This is a genomic window from Streptomyces sp. NPDC059452 (assembly GCF_042750035.1).
Taxonomy (GTDB): domain Bacteria; phylum Actinomycetota; class Actinomycetes; order Streptomycetales; family Streptomycetaceae; genus Streptomyces.
The window spans coordinates 36,552-53,568 of sequence record NZ_JBHYVE010000041.1; the positions used below are offsets into that span (position 1 = coordinate 36,552).

At 72.1% G+C, this 17,017-nt stretch carries 13 protein-coding genes; 7 read left to right on the top strand and 6 right to left on the bottom strand.

All coding sequences use genetic code 11. The features are described from left to right. Positions 1-32 precede the first annotated feature (32 nt). The 4 genes from ACFW9Z_RS33525 to ACFW9Z_RS33540 all read left to right on the top strand — a co-directional run bounded on the left by ACFW9Z_RS33525 (position 33) and on the right by ACFW9Z_RS33540 (position 4,986). The gene (locus tag ACFW9Z_RS33525) at positions 33-1,343 is read left to right on the top strand and encodes an ABC transporter substrate-binding protein (RefSeq protein WP_384646899.1); all 1,311 of its coding nucleotides are present in this window, start codon (positions 33-35) and stop codon (positions 1,341-1,343) included. Positions 1,344-1,548: 205 nt separating this feature from the next. Next, complete coding sequence (locus tag ACFW9Z_RS33530) at positions 1,549-2,529, top strand: carbohydrate ABC transporter permease (protein ID WP_384646901.1); 981 nt, start codon at positions 1,549-1,551, stop codon at positions 2,527-2,529. After that, the gene (locus ACFW9Z_RS33535) at positions 2,526-3,446 is read left to right on the top strand and encodes a carbohydrate ABC transporter permease (RefSeq protein WP_384646903.1); all 921 of its coding nucleotides are present in this window, start codon (positions 2,526-2,528) and stop codon (positions 3,444-3,446) included. Before ACFW9Z_RS33530 ends, ACFW9Z_RS33535 begins: the two co-directional genes overlap by 4 nt. Before the next feature lie 118 nt (positions 3,447-3,564). Next, the gene (locus ACFW9Z_RS33540) at positions 3,565-4,986 is read left to right on the top strand and encodes a GH1 family beta-glucosidase (RefSeq protein ID WP_384646905.1); all 1,422 of its coding nucleotides are present in this window, start codon (positions 3,565-3,567) and stop codon (positions 4,984-4,986) included. Between the two features lie 597 nt (positions 4,987-5,583). Here the strand turns inward: ACFW9Z_RS33540 and ACFW9Z_RS33545 are convergent. From ACFW9Z_RS33545 to ACFW9Z_RS33560, 4 genes are all read right to left on the bottom strand, one after another. Then, on the bottom strand, positions 5,584-6,849 hold the full coding sequence (locus ACFW9Z_RS33545) for a mannosyltransferase family protein (protein WP_384646908.1): 1,266 nt from the start codon (positions 6,847-6,849) through the stop codon (positions 5,584-5,586). 195 nt (positions 6,850-7,044) lie between these two features. Continuing rightward, on the bottom strand, positions 7,045-7,539 hold the full coding sequence (locus ACFW9Z_RS33550; protein ID WP_384646910.1) for a hypothetical protein: 495 nt from the start codon (positions 7,537-7,539) through the stop codon (positions 7,045-7,047). After that, positions 7,532-8,032, bottom strand: a complete 501-nt coding sequence (locus ACFW9Z_RS33555) for a SigE family RNA polymerase sigma factor (RefSeq protein WP_384646912.1) — start codon at positions 8,030-8,032, stop codon at positions 7,532-7,534. The genes ACFW9Z_RS33550 and ACFW9Z_RS33555 overlap by 8 nt, the downstream gene beginning before the upstream one ends. A gap of 146 nt (positions 8,033-8,178) precedes the next feature. Further along, a complete protein-coding gene (locus tag ACFW9Z_RS33560) occupies positions 8,179-9,081 on the bottom strand; it encodes a sigma-70 family RNA polymerase sigma factor (RefSeq protein ID WP_384646914.1) in 903 nt (300 codons plus the stop codon). 87 nt (positions 9,082-9,168) lie between these two features. Between ACFW9Z_RS33560 and ACFW9Z_RS33565 the strand changes: the two genes are divergently transcribed. Then, positions 9,169-9,639, top strand: coding sequence for a carboxymuconolactone decarboxylase family protein (locus ACFW9Z_RS33565; protein WP_384646916.1), 471 nt, complete (start codon positions 9,169-9,171; stop codon positions 9,637-9,639). Positions 9,640-9,690: 51 nt separating this feature from the next. Here ACFW9Z_RS33565 and ACFW9Z_RS33570 read toward each other — a convergent pair whose 3' ends face one another. Further along, the gene (locus ACFW9Z_RS33570) at positions 9,691-10,191 is read right to left on the bottom strand and encodes a GNAT family N-acetyltransferase (protein WP_384646918.1); all 501 of its coding nucleotides are present in this window, start codon (positions 10,189-10,191) and stop codon (positions 9,691-9,693) included. Positions 10,192-10,295: 104 nt separating this feature from the next. Continuing rightward, the gene (locus ACFW9Z_RS33575) at positions 10,296-14,051 is read right to left on the bottom strand and encodes a hypothetical protein (protein ID WP_384646920.1); all 3,756 of its coding nucleotides are present in this window, start codon (positions 14,049-14,051) and stop codon (positions 10,296-10,298) included. Positions 14,052-14,648: 597 nt separating this feature from the next. Here ACFW9Z_RS33575 and ACFW9Z_RS33580 point away from each other — a divergent pair. Beyond that, on the top strand, positions 14,649-15,695 hold the full coding sequence (locus ACFW9Z_RS33580; protein ID WP_384646922.1) for a hypothetical protein: 1,047 nt from the start codon (positions 14,649-14,651) through the stop codon (positions 15,693-15,695). A gap of 426 nt (positions 15,696-16,121) precedes the next feature. After that, positions 16,122-16,943, top strand: a complete 822-nt coding sequence (locus tag ACFW9Z_RS33585; RefSeq protein WP_384646924.1) for a hypothetical protein — start codon at positions 16,122-16,124, stop codon at positions 16,941-16,943. Positions 16,944-17,017: the final 74 nt, after the last annotated feature.

Genomic DNA, 17,017 nt, shown 5'->3' on the forward strand with positions numbered 1-17,017 from the left:
TCGGTTCATCCCGAAGCCAAGGGAGGCTTCCCATGCCCATCGCCCGAGCCGCCAAGCGGGCCACCCTCCGCCTCGGCGCGGTCGCCCTTGCCGGGGCGCTCCTCGCCGCCTGTGGATCCGGTACCTCGTCCGACTCCGACTCCTCCGACAGCGCCGGCGGGAAGGTCACGCTCACCGTGGACCTCTTCGGCTCGTTCGGCTTCAAGGAGGCCGGGCTGTACGAGGAGTACCAGAAGCTCAACCCGGGTGTGACGATCAAGCAGAGCGACACCCAGGACGAGGCGGACTACTGGAAGTCGCTCCAGACCCGCCTCGCGGGCGGCGGCGGTCTCGCGGACGTGCAAGGCGTGGAGGTGGGCCGGATCGCGTCGGTCACCCAGCAGCAGTCCGACAAGTTCCAGGACCTGAAGGAGTACGGGGCCGACAAGCTCAAGGACGAGTTCGCCGAGGCCAAGTGGTCGGCGGCGACCACGAAGGACGGCAGGATCCTCGGCCTCGGCACGGACGTGGGCCCCGAGGCGATGTGCTACCGCACCGACCTCTTCAAGCAGGCCGGCCTCCCCACGGACCGCGAGGAGCTGGCGAAGAAGTGGGCCACGTGGGACGGCTACCTGGAGCTGGGCAAGGAGTACAAGAAGAAGGCCCCCGCCAAGAGCGCCTGGCTGGACAGTGTCGCCTCCCTCTACGGGATCATGATCGGCCAGGAGAAGGAGCGGTACTACGACGCCTCCGGTGAGCTGATCTACGAGAAGAACCCGGCGGTCAAGGAAGCCTGGGACACCTCCGTGGAGGCGGCCGAGGCGGGCCTGAGCGCCAAGCTCGACCAGTGGTCCCCGCAGTGGAACCAGGCGTTCGCCGCCGGTTCGTTCGCCACCATCCCCTGCCCGGCCTGGATGCTCGGCTACGTCAAGGGCCAGGCCGGTGACGGCGGCAAGGGCAAGTGGGACATCGCCAAGCTGCCGGGCGGCGCGGGCAACTGGGGCGGCTCGTACCTCTCCATCCCGCGTGCGGCCAAGCACAAGAAGGAGGCGTACCAGCTGATCGAGTGGCTGACCGCCCCCGAGCAGCAGGCGAAGGTCTTCCAGAAGCAGGGCAACTTCCCCTCCTCGACGGGCGCCATCGAGAAGATCGCGGACGCGAAGGACGAGTACTTCTCCAACGCCCCGATCGGCCAGATCTTCGGTGACGCGGCCAAGGAGTCCCCGGTGCAGGTGCTGGGTGTGCACGACCAGAACGTGATGCAGCAGATCACGAACGCGCTGAGCGAGGTCGAGCGCAAGGGGGTCTCGTCGGAGAAGGCGTGGGGGACGGCGAAGAAGGGCGTGGCGAACGTGATCGGCTGACGCCGAGGCGTTCCGCTCCCGCTCCCTGGGGCCGGACCACCGCTCCCCGCCCCTGGGGCCGGACCACCGCTCCCGCTCCCTGGGGCCGGCCCACCGGTGCGCACCACGGTGGCCCGGCCCCACCCCCGTACCCCTCCGCGTGACCCGTAACTCCGCCCCCTCCTCCTCGTAACTCATCGCTCCCCCGACCCCGAAGGGCCGCATCGTGTCCCTCACCGCCACCGCGAAGGCCGGGCCCCGCCGCCCGGCCGGAACCGGACCCGGGCCCGACGACGGTCGGGCAGCAACGCTCCGGCGTACCTGGCGCAAGGCATCGCCGTACGCCTACATCGCCCCCTTCTTCACCCTCTTCCTCGCCTTCGGCCTCTTCCCGCTCCTCTACACGGCGTTCGTCTCCCTCTACCGGGTCGAGCTCCAGACGAGCGGCGAGATGGAGTGGCGGGGGCTCGCCAACTACACGGCGCTCTTCTCCGACGAGTTCTTCTGGATCTCACTGCGGAACACGTTCACGATCGGGGTGCTGTCCACGGTCCCGCAGCTCGCGATGGCACTGGGCCTGGCCCACCTGCTCAACTACAAGCTGCGCGGCCGGACTTTCATCCGGACGGCGATCCTGCTCCCGTACGCGACCTCCGTCGCCGCCGCCACGCTCGTCTTCGCGCAGCTCTTCGGCCGGGACTTCGGGCTGATCAACTACGTGCTGGGGCTGGTCGGTTTCGACCCGGTGGACTGGCAGACGGGCACGGTCGCCTCGCAGATCGCGGTGTCGACGATCGTGATCTGGCGGTGGACGGGGTACAACGCGCTGATCTACCTGGCGGGCATGCAGTCGATCCCGCACGAGCTGTACGAGGCGGCGGAGATGGACGGGGCGTCGCGCTGGAGCCAGTTCATCCACGTCACCCTCCCCGGGCTGCGCCCCACGATCATCTTCACGGTCATCATCTCGACGATCGGCGCGACCCAACTGTTCGGTGAGCCGCTGCTGTTCGAGGGTTCGATCTCGGGCGGGATCTCGCACCAGTACCAGACGCTCGGCCTGTACATGTACGAACAGGGCTGGGGCTTCTTCCACTTGGGCCGGGCCGCGGCCATCGCCTGGGTGATGTTCGTCCTGATCGTGGTGATCGTCGGGGTCAACGCCCTGATCGGGCGCCGCCGTTCACGCAAGGAGACCGGCCGATGACCGCGCTCGCCGCACCGCCGACCGCCCCCGAGGCGGGCCGCCCGCCACAGGACCCGCCCGGGAAGCGCATCCGGTTCCGCAAGGCCGGGGGCGCGGGCCGGACGATGAAGGGCGGCTGGCTCTCGTACGTCATCCTCGGCTTCGCCCTCCTCATCTCGGCGTTCCCCTTCTACTGGACGATCGTGGCGGCCAGCCGGTCCAACGCGGACATGGCGAAGGTGCCGCCGAGCCTGCTGCCGGGCCCGAACCTGATCAAGAACTTCGAGCAGGTCCTCGAAGAGGCGGACATCGGCAAGGCGCTGCTGAACTCGCTGATCGTGTCGTCGTCGATCACGCTCGGCACGGTGCTGTGCTGCACGCTGGCCGGATTCGCCTTCGCCAAGCTGAAGTTCAAGGGCCGGAACGCTCTGCTGGCACTGACGATCGGGACGATGATGATCCCGCCGCAGCTCGGTGTGATCCCGCTCTTCATGCTGATCGCCGAACTCCAGTGGGTGAACCAGCTCCAGGCGGTGATCCTGCCGGGCCTGGTCTCCGCCTTCGGGGTCTTCTTCATGCGCCAGTACCTGGTGCAGTCACTGCCGGACGAGCTGATCGAGGCGGCCCGGGTGGACGGCGCGTCCACGGCCCGCATCTTCTGGTCGATCGTGATCCCGGTCGCGCGGCCGGGGATGGCGGTGCTCGGGATGCTGACGTTCATGACGGCGTGGAACGACTTCTTCTGGCCGATCATCGCGCTGTCCTCGCAGGAGCCGACCGTGCAGGTCGCGCTGAGGCAGCTCGGCGGCGGCTATGTCAACGACCAGTCGGTGATCATGGCCGGCACGCTGCTCGGCACGCTGCCGGTGCTGCTGGTCTTCGGCCTGCTGGGCCGGCAGATCGTGGGCGGGATCATGCAGGGCGCGGTAAAGGGCTGACCCCCGCAACACCCCTCCGCCCCACCCCACCGATCTCCCCCTCCTTCCCTTCCTTTCCCTCCTTCCCTCCCCTCCTCCCCTTCCCCTCTCCTCCCCTCACTTCTGGAGTGTCCGTCTCATGACCGCTGTCGACGCCCGCCCCCAGACCGGGACGGGACTCCGCCTCCCCACCGGGCTCCGCTTCCCCACCGGCTTCCGCTGGGGAACGGCCACCGCCGCGTACCAGATCGAGGGTGCGGCCACCGAGGACGGCCGTACGCCGTCGATCTGGGACACGTTCAGCCGTACCCCCGGCAAGGTCCACAACGGCGACACCGGTGACATCGCCGCGGACCACCTGCACCGGATGCCGGACGACGTGAAGCTGATGCGGGAACTCGGCGTCACGGACTACCGGTTCTCCGTCTCCTGGCCCCGCATCCAGCCGACCGGCCGGGGCCCGGCCGTGGAGCGCGGCCTGGACTTCTACCGCCGCCTGGTGGACGAGCTGCTGGGGGCGGGCATCAGGCCGGTCGTCACGCTCTACCACTGGGACCTGCCGCAGGAGTTGGAGGACGCGGGCGGCTGGCCGGAGCGGGACACGGCACACCGGTTCGCGGAGTACGCGGGCCTGGTGGCCGGGGCCCTGGGCGACCGGGTGACGACGTGGACCACGCTCAACGAGCCCTGGTGCGGGGCTTTTCTGGGGTACGGGAACGGGGTCCACGCCCCCGGCCGCACCAGCGACCTCGCCGCACTGCGCGCCGCCCACCACTTCAATCTGGCCCACGGCGCCGCGACCCGGGTCCTGCGCGACCGCCTCCCCGCCACGACCGAGGTCTCCCTCACGCTCAACGTCCACGCCCTGCGCCCCCTGACGGACACGGCGGCGGACCGGGACGCGGTGCGCAGGGTCGACGCGGTGGCGAACCGGATCTTCCTGGACCCGGTCTTCCACGGGCGGCTGCCGCAGGACCTGGTGGAGGACACGGCGGCGGTGACGGACTGGTCGTTCGTGAAGGACGGCGACCTGGAGGTGGCGTCCACCCCCATCGACTCACTGGGCATCAACTACTACTCCCCCAGCGTGGTTTCGGCGGGCCGGTCCGCATCCCCCTCCCCCTGGGCGGGCGCCGAGGAGCATGTGGCGTTCACCCCGGCGGCGGGCCCGCGCACGGCGATGGACTGGCCGGTGGACGCGAACGGCCTGTACGAAGTGCTGACCCGCCTCCGCGACGAACTCCCTTCACTGCCCCTGCTGGTGACGGAGAACGGAGCGGCGTACGAGGACTACGCCGACCCGGAGGGCCAGGTCCACGACCCGGAGCGGGTGGCGTATCTGGACGCGCACCTGAGCGCCGTACACCGGGCGATCGAGGACGGGGTCGACGTACGCGGCTACTTCCTCTGGTCGCTGCTGGACAACTTCGAGTGGGCGTACGGCTACAGCAAGCGCTTCGGCATCGTCCACGTGGACTTCGCCTCCCAGCGCCGCACGGTGAAGGACAGCGCGCGGTGGTACGCGGGGGTCATCGCACGGGGCGGGCTGGAGAGGGGGTGAGGGGGTGAGGGGGTGAGGGGGCGGACCTGCTCACGCCTGCGGCCCTGGGGGCCACTCGGGGCTGCGACGCCTCTTCGACGCACATCGGCCCGGCCCTGACTGCCGGCCGCGAGGCGTCGCGGGTGGGAAGGAGAAGGAGTGTCCATTGCCGGAAAGTGATGGAGAACAGGCCCCTGACCGCATAAAATCGCAGGCCAGGAGCTACGGCCCCGCACGTTCGGGGATGTTCCCGACTTGCACTTGGTGCACGTTCGTCTGATGCGATGGTCCCTGCGTGTGCGGGGGTGTCCCCTGTTTGACCCAGGCCGTGCTGGTGTACCAGGGGTGGTCCTCGCGCGTGCGGGGATGATCCGAGGTTACGGTTTGTTGCGACGGCGATCTGGTTGTGGCCCGCCCATGCGGGGATGGCCCCGAGTTCGCCGGGTCCGCTCTGCGGATCGCGATGTGGTCCCCGCCCCAGCGGGGCTGACCCCAACGGCCGGGCACGAGCGGCCACACGACCGCCCGGCACTCAGCCGCCCCCACGCACCGAGCGGCCTCTTTCCGATTTCCGAAATCCGAAATACGCGGCCCGACCCACCCGGCCCGGCAACCCCCTCACCCCGCCCACCGCCCCGTAAGAAACGCCAGGGCCACCAGCGCACTCACAGGCACCGCCACGCACAGGTACGCCGTCCTGAACCATGGGCGGCGCAGGCTCAGGGCTGCCAGGGCCGTCCACAGGGGCCACCACAGCAGCGTGGCGCGGGGGACGGACGTGTACCAGTACGAGGTTCCCAGGGCCCACAGGCTCAGGGCCACGTACGCTGCCTCCGGCCAGCGGCGGTTCCGCAGCAGCAGGGCGGTCAGGGCCAGGCCGAGCAGCATCGCCGCCAACTCCGCCTGGAACATCACCGCGTAGCCGGTCGCATGTACGCCGCCGAACGCCGCGTCCCATGTGTTCGTCCACGCCTCCCACGGCGCGTGGAACTCCCGGTACCAGCCGCGCTCCTGGGCGTGCTTCCACGCCATCCAGTCGCCCGTCTGGGCGTGCAGGTACCAGCTGTACGCGGCCGGTGGCAGCGCGGGCAGTGCCAGCCAGGCCACCCCGCGCCAGCCCTTTCCCGGCCGGGCCGAGAGCGCGGTGAGCACGAACAGCACCGCTATCGCCGCCGCCAGGAACAGGCCGCTGACCCGTACCGTCGTCGCCAGGGCGGTCAGCGTGCAGGCCCACGCCCAGTGGTGGCGCTGCGCGGCCAGCCAGGCCGGGAGCGCGAACGCCAGGAACAGCGCCTCCGTGTAGCCGACCGCCAGGAAGACCGCGCACGGGGAGAGCAGGAAGAACAGGACCGTACGGTGGCCGTCGGCGTCCTCGGGGACGTACGAACGGGCTGTTCGGGACAGCGCCAGTACGGCCACCGCCCCCGCGACCAGCGAGATCAGCAGGCCCGCCGCCGTCCAGTCCGGGACGATCACGTGCACGGCCCGCAGGAGGAGCGGGAAGCCGGGGAAGAACGCCTCCCTGTTGTCCCAACCGCTCGTCCAGGGGCCCGTGTCCGCCGGGAAGTAGCCGTCGCGCGCTATGTGGAGGTAGTGGTTCGCGTCCCACTGCTGGAACGGCGCGAGGAGCGGGGCCGCCTCCCGTACGTCCGAGCCCCGGGGGAAGAGCCACCGGGCGCCGTGGGCCGTGATCCACAGGGATATGCGGGTCAGGAGGTAGAGCCAGAGCACCTTGCGGTCGGCGGGGGTGAGCCAGGCTGCCACCCTGCCCGGCCGAGTCGCCTCGGGCCCTCGCGTTACGGGCCCGAGGCGGCCCGGTCGTGACGCGGAGGTGGTGCCGGGCCGTGGCTCGGTCGGACGCAGACCGGGGGACAAAGTAGACACTCAGGCACCTTTCGGACACGTCAAGGCGTGCGGGATCACCCGGTGGAGCCGCCGGGACGCGGGAGGGCCGACCGGACGAGGGGAAGTCGACCGGACGAGGGGGGAGAGTGCGTACGGGGAGGGGGCGTAAGGGGAGTAGGAGGAGGGGGCGTAGGGGAGGGGGCGTAGGGGCCCCAAGGCCACCGCCGCCCGCGATCACGGCACCGACGTCGCCCCAGTGGTCGTCGGCGACGTCGAGGCCGACGACGCCGACGACGTAGCCGTCGGTGCCTCCGTCGTCGGCATGCCCCCCGGCGCCGACGGCTCCGTATCGGAATCCGGCGCCCCCGGGACCGTATTGCTCGGCGTCGGCGGCTCCGTCAGGGTCCCGGCCGGAGGTGGGAGCGGGGGTGGGGGTGAGGGGGACGGGTAGCTCGGGGACGGGCTCGTTGCCGGCGGGGCGGGGGTCGGGGTGACCTGGTGCAGGCCGATCGCCGCCGCGCCGCCACCGCCGAGCACCAGGCACGCCCCCACCGCGAGCGCCGCCATCCGGCGGCGCTGGGCGCGCCTGCCGCGTTCGACGACGGTCGCGGCGGGGTCAGCGGCCGAGCGGCCCTGCCCGAACTCCCCGGCCTGCTGGAACAGGGACCTCAGCGGATCCCCCGAGCCCCGGGACTCCTCCTGCCCCGACGGGTCCCGTGGTTCAGACATCAGGAGCCTCCTCCATGCGGGGGTCCTCCAGACGGTGGGCGAGCGCCGCCCGTCCGCGAACCAGATGCGTCTTGATCGTGCTGGTGGAAAGCCCGGTCTCCCCCGCGATCTGCTCCACCGTGAGGTCGCACAGGTAGTGCAGGGTCAGCGTCCGCCGCTGCTGGGCGGGCAGCTCCCGGAGCGCGTCGACCAGCACCACGTGGTCCGGGTCCGGCGGCGCCACGTGCTCCGGCGTACCGCTCCCCCGGCCCCAGGCGTCCGCCGAACGCCGCCGGAAGCGCCAACGGCTCACCGCCAGGCGCCACGCGACCGTACGGATCCACGCCTCGGGCTGCCCGTCACGCTCCAGCCGCCCACGCCGGACCCACGCCTTGACGAACGCTTCCTGTACGACGTCCTGCGCCTCCTGGAGGTCGCCGGTCATCACGTACAACTGGCCTGTGAGACGCGCGACCGCCTGGGCGTAGAACTCTTCGAACTCCTCGACGGTCAAAACTTGCTCCCGGATCTTTCGCTTCACCGGGTATACGCCTGCCGCCGGGCATCCGGTCTACAGCACCGGCGAGCCATCGGAGTGATCGTCGTCACGTACCTCGGCACGGACCGCGTCGAGGGCCGGCAGCCATCGCCCCCAGCGGGTCACACCGGGTGCGGCAGGTCCATGAGCGCGAGTCGGGCGGGGTCGTTCACCGCGGTGATCCCGGTGATGCGGCCGTCGGCCACGGTGAAGGCGAGCACGGAGAGGGGTGTGCCGTCCTCGTTCCAGGAGATGACGCCGGGCCGGCCGTTGACGGTCGCCGCATGTCCTCGGGCCGCGCCGGCGGCCAGGCGCGCGCGGGTGGCGACCTCGGTCGACCCGAGTGTGACGAACCGGCCGTCCGGGGAGTGGACGGTGAGCTTCACCTCGGGATGGAGGACGTGGAGCAGCTGCTCGAACCGGCCCTCGGCGGCAGCGGCCAGGAAGGCCTGCACCACCTCGCGCTGCTGTCGCCCGGTGCCGGCCGGCTGCTGGGCGGCCCGTACTTTCCTCCGGGCGCGGCTGGTGAGCATTTTGGTCGCGTCGGCGGACTTGCCGAGAATGGCGCCGATCTCCCCGTGGGGCACGGCGAACACGTCGTGCAGCACGAACGCCAGCCGTTCGTCCGGGCGCAGCGAGTCGAGGACCGTGAGGAGAGCGAGGCCGATGGCATCCCCCAGCGCCACGAGGTCTTCCGGAGCCGGGCCCTTGTCGAGCGTCACCGTCAGGTCGGACAGCTGGTCGTCGAGGGGGACCGTCGGGCGCGTACGGCCCGAGCGCAGGAGATCGAGGCTGATGCGGCCGACCACCGTGGTCAGCCAGCCGCCGAGATTGTCGATGGTGTCGGCATCCTGGCGGGACAGCCGCAGCCAGGTCTCCTGCACCGCGTCGTCCGCGTCGGCGTGCGAGCCGAGCACGCGGTAGGCAACGGCTGTCAGCCGGTCGCGGTGGTCCTCGAAAGCCTCGACGAGAGGACGGTCGGGATGGGCGAGGTGGGCGGGGTGGGCAGGCTGCGCGCCGGACATCGTGTTACCTCTCTGGAAGCTGCTCCGTCATAGGGGTGACGGGCACCAGCCCCGCAACGTAACCCCCAGCAGAGGAGAGCTCCTGCCATGCGGAACCGACTCAAGAACGAGGACAAGAACAAGAACACCGACAACCCCGACGTGTGGAAGGCGGTCGGGCATCTGCAGAAGGCCATCGCCGCCGGAGGCGTCGACCCCCGGCTGCTCGCGCTGGTGCACCTGCGCGCCAGCCAGATCAACGGCTGCTCGGCGTGCGTGTACGCCGGTGTCGCCGGAGGGAAGAAGGCCGGGGAAACCGACGAGCGGCTGCACAACGTGGCAGCGTGGCGTGAGGCGCCCTTCTACACCGACGCCGAGCGCGCGGCGCTGGCGCTGACCGAAGCGGCCACCCGGTTGCAGGACGGTGCTGAGGGGGTCACCGATGAGATCTGGGAAGAGGCCAACGCCCATTTCACCGAGGAGGAGATCGGCGCCATCAACCTGGAGATCGCGCTGACCAACTTCTTCAACCGGATCAACCGCACCATCAAGGAGCCGGCCGGACAGACCTGGGGCTGACCCAGGCCCGGCGGCCGGAATCCCAGCCCGGCCCGGCACCCGGCCCGGCGCTCAGCCCGCCCCCACCCTCTTCTCCAGCAACGTGACCCCGTAAGTCCGCCCCCCGTCCCCCTTCTTCCCCGCCTGCTCGCCGACCACCACGTACCCCGCCTCCTCGTAGTACCGACGGAGCCGGGTGTTCGACGTCAGGCAGTCGAGGCGGCACAGCTCCCTCCCGTACGCGGATATCCGGCGCTCGGCCTCCGCCAGCAGTGTGCGGCCCGTGCCGGGTGGGGCGGTCCGGCGGTCGGTCATCAGGCGGTGGACGTAGCCCGCGACCGGGGGCTGGGCGCCCCAGGCCGGTTCGTCGTCCCACCACAGCTCCCATGCCCCGGCGCTCGGCCCGTCCGGGCCGAGCGTGGCGATCCACACCTCGCCCGTGCGCAGCCTCGCCCGGAAGTGCTCCTGGTCCAGTTCCCCGGGCTTCCACTGGTCGATGCCCTGCTCGATCTGCCACCGCGCGGCCCCGTCCCGCAGGCGTACGAGCTCTGCCAGGTCATCACCCGGTTCCACCGCCGCCTGCCGGAACGACAGCCCTGCAAACGGGAGTGCGGTAGGGGGAAGGGGAGAGGGAGGGGGAGGGGGAAAGCTCGTGTTCGTCATGGTGTGATCCTGCCTCAGCAGCTTTTCCGGTACGCGACCGTCCGCAGGTACGTTCCCCACTCCTCCCTGGTCAGCCCGCCACCCGCCCTCGCGCAGACCGCCCCCGCCGTCCGTTCCGGGCCGAGTTCGTACGTACGGACCGGGGTGTGCGGAGTCGTCACCCGCAGCCGGGAACCGTCCGCGCCGAAAGCCAGGGCGAGGACCGGGCCGTCCGCCGGTGGAAGCGGTGAGCCCGCCGAGCGGGGGGCGTCGGTGGGCCAGAAGCGCAGCTCCCCGTCCGCGTCGCCCACCGCCAGCCACCGCCCGTCCGCCGAGAACGCCAGCGCCGAAGCCCGCCTGTCCGCTCCGGCCCGCCCGGGGCCCGCCTCCGCACCGAGGGTGAGGACCGCCAGCCGGGTCCTGCCGTCGCCGTCCCACAGCGTTACGCGACCGTCGTGGTCGCTCATGGCCAGGTGGCGGCCGTCCGGGCTGAACACGGCCTCCGCCGACGGCCCTTCACCCCGCATGACCCGCACCACCCGCGCCGGGCGCTCTCCGTCCCCCGGGTCGATCAGTTGGCGTTCGTCGGTGATGAGCCTGCCGTCCGGGGCCCGGTCGCGGAGCGAGCCGTACCGTTCGCGGGGCAGGGCTCGGCGGGGCTCCCCCGGGGCCAGGAACTCGACCCCGTACGACGTCCGGGTCACGACCACCGAGCCCCGGTCCCCGGTCGCGATGCCGTCGACTCCGGTACGGGAGGGGAGCGAGGTCACCGTGGGGTGCGGGCCGAGCGTCCTCAGGGTGACGGTGTCCGGCGCGCTCAGGTGGGCGAGCGTGCGGCCGTCCGCGCTGAAGGCCGTCGGCGGTACGGGCGGGCAGTCGGCGCACGACGGGGCGGCGAACGTATCGCGCAGTCGGCCCGTGTCCCCGTCGCGGAGTTCGATCCTCCCGGGGTGTGCGGTGACCAGGCGCGTGCCGTCCCGGTTGAACCTGGCACCGCTGAACGGGCTGCCGCCCTGCCACCCGCCCCGTTCCGTACCGGTGAGGGAGACCGTGCGCACCGCGCTGACCAGGTTGTTGCCCTCCGTGAAACGGATCGCCCCGCCCTCCAGGTCCAGGGCGAGTTCGCTCCCGTTCGACGTGCCGACCCGGTGCCGGAACCGCGGGGTGGACGGGTCGGCGGTGCGCCAGAGCCGCAGCTCGCCCCCGGCCAGCGTCGCCACGTGCGAACCGTCCGCGCTGAACGCCGCGTAGGGCCGGGCCCCCGTGACGATCCGCGGGCGCTCCCGCCCCGACCGCACCTCCCAACTCCGCAGCGCGGACGGGAATCCGAGCATCAGCGCCCGTCCGTCCGGCGTGAACCGGAACCCCTCCTGCCCGCACACCTCCGCCTCCGTGGCCCAAGGTGTCGGCAGCCTCCGGCCCTCGCGTACGTCCCACACCTGGAACTCCTCGCTCTCCGGGCAGAAGGCGAGCAGCCGCCCGTCCGGAGCGAGCGCGGCGGTACGGATGTCCTCCCGTCCCCGCCCGGTGTCGAGCAGGAGACGGCCCCGGACCGCGTCCCACACCTGGAGCGGTCCCCCGCGTCCGTGCACGGCGACCGTACGCGAATCCGCGCCGAACCAGACGCGGACGTTGTCGTCCGGCGGACCGAACACTCCCCCGGTCGGCCGCCCGGCCACCAGGTCCCACAGCCGCACCCCCTCCGGGCTCAGATACGCGACCGTGCCGGTGTCGGGGCTGACCTCCACGATGTCCGCCGCCCACCGCCCAAGACCCGGCAGATCGGGCAGCGGGCGGCCCGCCGCGACGTCCCAGCGCCGGGTGCGGTCGGGCCCCACCACCGTGAGCGTGCGCCCGTCCTGGCTGAGGCGGCGCCAGGTGTCGTTGGTCTCCTCGGCCAGCTCGGCGGAACCGGCGGTGAGCAGGTCCTGGTCGCGCTGGGCAGCGGCCCCGTACAACGCTTCCCTGGTCTCCGGAACGTCGGCGATCCGCCAGGCCGCCACGCTCAGCCGCAGCGCGGTACGGGGGTCCGACCGGCGCAGGGTGTCCGCGACCGCCGCGACCCGCCGCGCCTCCGCCTCGGTCGCCCGGCGCTCGGCGGTACGGCTCTGCTGCCAGGCGGTCAGCCCGGCGACGACGGCCAGGCAGAGCAGTACGGAGAGGGCGGCGACGAGCCCGCGCAGGGTGCGCGCCGTACGCACCGCCGTGCGCCGCTCACGCTCGTACGCGGCGATGCTCGCCTCCAGGAACGCCCGCTCGGTGGAGGTGAGGACACATCCAGGGTGTGACGAGGACGAGGACGAAGACGAGGAGGTGAACTCCCGCCTCGCTGACTCCAGTTGACTTCCCCGGTACAGCGCCCCCGCGTCCCGGCCCAGCGCGGCCCACACCTCCGCCGCCTCGGTCAGCCTCCGCTGCACCCGCAGCCGTTCGCGGTCGGCCTCGATCCAGGACCGCAGCCTCGGCCACGCCCCGATGAGCGCCTCATGGGCGAGGCTCACCGTCCCGTCGTCGACCGTCAACAGCCGTGCCCGTACGAGCTGTTCGAGTACGTCCTCCGCGTGGCCCAGGCCGTCCAGATCCGCCAGCTCGCTCCTCGTGACCGGGCGGCCCGTGTCCTCGGTGCCGCCGCCCGGTGTGACCAGCCGCAGCAGCAGGGCCCGCGCGGTCCGCGCCCGTACCTCGTCGAAGCCGGTGAACAGCGCCTCGGCGGTGTGGGCGATGGCTCCCCGTACGCCGCCGATCGCCTCGTACGCGGCGAGCGTCATCGTCCGGCCCCGCCGCCTGCGCCAGGTTTCCCGCAGGGCGTGGGCCATCAGCGGGAGGCCGCCCGGCTCGTCCTCGACGTCCGCAACGATACGGGCGGTCAACTCCCGCTCCACAATCAGGCGTTCCGCGACCGCCGGGCCGACGATCGCCTGCCGCAGCTGCTCGGGCGCCATCGGGCCGAGGAGGAGGGTGGCGGGGCGCAGGGCGGCGGCCAGGGCCTCGTGCTCGGCGCACCGGCCGTAGAAGTCCGACCGTACGGCGATCACCACGCGCGCCCGAGCGCCGGTCAGCAGATCGATGAACTCCGCCCGCTCCGAACGGTCCTGACAGAGCGTGAACAGTTCTTCGAACTGGTCCACCAGCACGACCGCGCCGCCCGAACCGTCCGGACCGTCCGCGCCGTCCGGACCGCCTGGACCGCCTGGACTCTCCGCGCCGTCCGCGCCGCCCTCGAACAACAACCGGTCGATACGGGACGGGTGCTCGCCCGGCGTCAGGATCCTGATCGCCGAGGGGGCGCCCCCGCCCCGCCCCTCCCGCAGCGCCGGTACCAACCCCGCCCGCAGCAACGACGACTTGCCGCTCCCCGACGCCCCCACCACCGCGACGAACCCGTGCCGCCCCACCAGCTCCACGAGGTCGTCCACCACCGCGTCCCGGCCGAAGAACCGCTCCCGGTGCTCGGGTCCGAACCGCCCGAGCCCCGGGTACGGCGCCGAGGCCCCGTCGCCCTCCCGGGACCGGCCCCGGAGCTCCTCCTCCGCGGCCTCCGCCCGCCGCCGCTCCCACTCCTCCGGGTCCCCGCCGCACGCCCGAACGTAGGCACGGGTCACCGCCGGGGAGGGCAGCCGGTCTCCTGCGGCGGCGGCCGACAGCGTCGGAGCCGCGTACGACACCTGCCGCGCCATCGCCCGGTACGTGGGGCTGCCCGCCTCCTGCCGCAGCAGCCGCAACTCGTACGCGAACCGCTGTACGGGACCGGATGCGGGGTCCACCGGCTTCTCCGAACGCCCCACAGCCACCGCCCCGCTTCCCCCGGCCCGCTTCCCCTCAACCCCTCAATCCCGCAACCAGCGCACCCGCGAGCGTAATTGATTGGTCCGGCGGGAGCGGGCTGACCATCAATCCGCCGAAGGCTGGACTCGGGTGCGTACGCCGTCCACCCCGCCCTGCCACCGGAGCCGGTCATCACCACCGCACTCACCGCGCCCACCGAGCCCGCCTCGCCCACCGCCCGCAAGAAACCCTCCACAGCCGCAGTCCGACCGCCACGCCCCGCTCACCTGATCGCCCCCGCCGCCACCGCACTCGTCATCGGCCTGTGGGGCATCCGGCGGCAGGGCACCCTGTGGAGCGACGAGGCCGTCACCTACGAAGTCGCCCACCGCGGTACGTCGGAGATCTGGCGGCTGCTGGCGGAGGCCGACGTCGTACACGGCCTCCACTACTTCCTCCTGCACGCCCTCTTCGCCTCCTGGGACGGCGGCCTGGTCGCCCTCCGCCTCCCCTCGGTCCTCGCCGTCGCGGCGACGGCCGCCGGGGTCGGGCTGCTCGGCCACCGGCTGGCGGGCCCGCGTGCCGGGCTCCTCGCCGGGCTCGCGCTGCCCCTGCTGCCCGCGATGCAGCGGTACGCGCAGGAGGGACGCTCGTACGCCCTGGTCTGCGCGCTGATCACATGGGGCACCTGGCTGCTGCTGAACGCGCTCGATGACGGCGGCCGGAAGCGGTGGGCCTGGGCGGGGTACGGGGGCGTGATGCTGGCCGCCTGCCTGCTGCACGAGTTCGCCGTCCTGGGGCTGCTCGCGCACGGGGTCACCGTGGCCCTCTCCCGGAGGAGTCTCGGCCCCTGGGCGGTGACGGCCGCCGCTGTGACCGCCGGACTGGCCCCGCTCGCACTGTTCAGCGCCACCCAGTCCGGGCAGGTCGACTGGATCGGCGCCCCGAACGCGTCCGACCTCCTCACCTTCGCCGGTACGTCGTCACTGGGCCTCGCCTGCGCCCGCCTCCGCGCCCGCCGCCCCCGGGCCACCCGTGAACCGGTGCCGAGCCTCCCCACCCTCGCGCTCCCCCTCCTCATCCTCCCCGCCGGACTCCTCCTGGCCCTCTCGCCCGTGCACCCCCTGTACGTCGACCGGTACGTCCTCTACGGGTCCATCGGCCTCGCCCTCCTCATCGGCGCCGCCTTGGACCGGCGACTCCCGGCACGCGGTACGGCCCTCGTAGCACTGGCCGCCGCCCTCGCCCTGCTGCCGGTCGGCCACCACCTGCGCACCCCCGAGAGCCGGTCGGACGACGTGACGGCCGTGGCCGAAGCCGTACGGGAGATGAGCGCGCCCGGCGACGGGCTGGTCTTCGTCCCCGCGCGCCGCGCCTGGGCCCTCGCGACCCCCACCCAGTACGCCCACCTCGACGATCTCGCGCTGGCCGCCTCCCCGGCCGCCTCGGGCACCCTCTTCGGCACCGAGGTCACACCGGCCGAGATCCGGGCCCGGATACTGGCCGCCCGCCGCATCATCGCCGTGGAGGACGTGATCGGCGAACCGGGCGACTCCACCGGCCGCGCGGCCACCAAGCGGGCCACGCTGGAAGCGCACTTCGAGGTGTGCGACACCCGGCGGGTCACCCGCGCGCAGATCACGGTGTACGCCCGCCCCGGCCACTGCTGACCACTCGATCGCCCCTCCAACCCCCCACCCCCCCAACCTCGACCTCCCGGAGCTCAAGCGGCGAGATCCGAGCGCTCTTAACAGTGATGGGGTGGATGGGTCAGCTTTCCCACCCACCCTCCCTGTCTGCGGAGTTGGATGCGGAGTCGGGGCGGGGTCGGGGCAGGGTCAGGACGGAGTCGGGGCAGGGTCGGGTTCCGAACCATGCACGGATTTGACTTTTAGTGACCGACTTGCCACGTACGGTTGCCGCCGTTTAGCGTGCGAGAGAAGGTAAGCAAGAAAAAAGCGACCCCCGCCGGTGCTGACACACCGAACAGGGGCCTGACCAACGACGATCGGATCGGAACGACCTCCGTGGCTGACAGCAAGCTTAGTGCTACCCCCCACCCCCCGCACGCATCCCCGCACGTATCCCCGCACCCCATGGCCAAACCCGGGTACGGCAAGCGCTCCGCACCGAACGAACGACCGCGTACCGAGCGCGACTTCGCCCACCTCCTCCCCCGTGACGCCGCCGTCGCCGCGTACATCGACCGGCTGCCCGACGGCTCCGACATCTCCGTGAAGACGCTGGCCAAGCACCTCCCGTACGGCCAGTGCGCCCTGAGCACCACCCTCAACCGGCTCCAGGACGCCGGGCATCTGCGGCGCGGCAGCGAGTGCGTGATCACCGACGAGGTCATGCTCTGGGTGACCCGGACCTTCTTCTCCCGCACCGCACGCGAGGACGAGTGGTGGAGCGCCTACATCCGGGGCGACGCCCCGCCGGACCAGCCGCAACGCCCCACCCGCTCAAGGGCGTTCATCCTGCTCGCCGCCCTGGGGCGTACGGCCCCGGCGCTGTCCCTCTCCGCCGCCGACTGCGTACGCCTGGAACCGCAGGTCAGCGAGTGGTTCGCGCGGGGTGCGACGGAGGCGGAGCTGCTGCGCGCCCTCACCAACGGGCTGCCGTCGCCCGTCCACTGCGCCGCCCGCCTCGTCGAGCGCCGCCTGCTCGACAAGCTGCCGCCGGAACGGGTCCTCCCCCGCCCCCGGACCGTCCTGCGCACCCTGGAGTGCGGCGAGTGCGGGGCCCCCGGCAGCCCGGAGGCCCTGCTCGGCGGCCTCTGCCGACCCTGCCGGGGGCCGTCCCCGGAGCCGCCGATCGGCCCGCCGGGGGCGGTGCAGCCACCCGGCGTACGGGAACGGATGAACGCGGTCCGGGCCGGACTGGTTCCCCGATCGGAAAGGACTTCCCAATCGTGATGTCAAGCCGCAGCCGTGACGGGAGGTGAACCTTGGTAGCGCTGTCCGTCACGGATCATGGCCCACAGGACGTT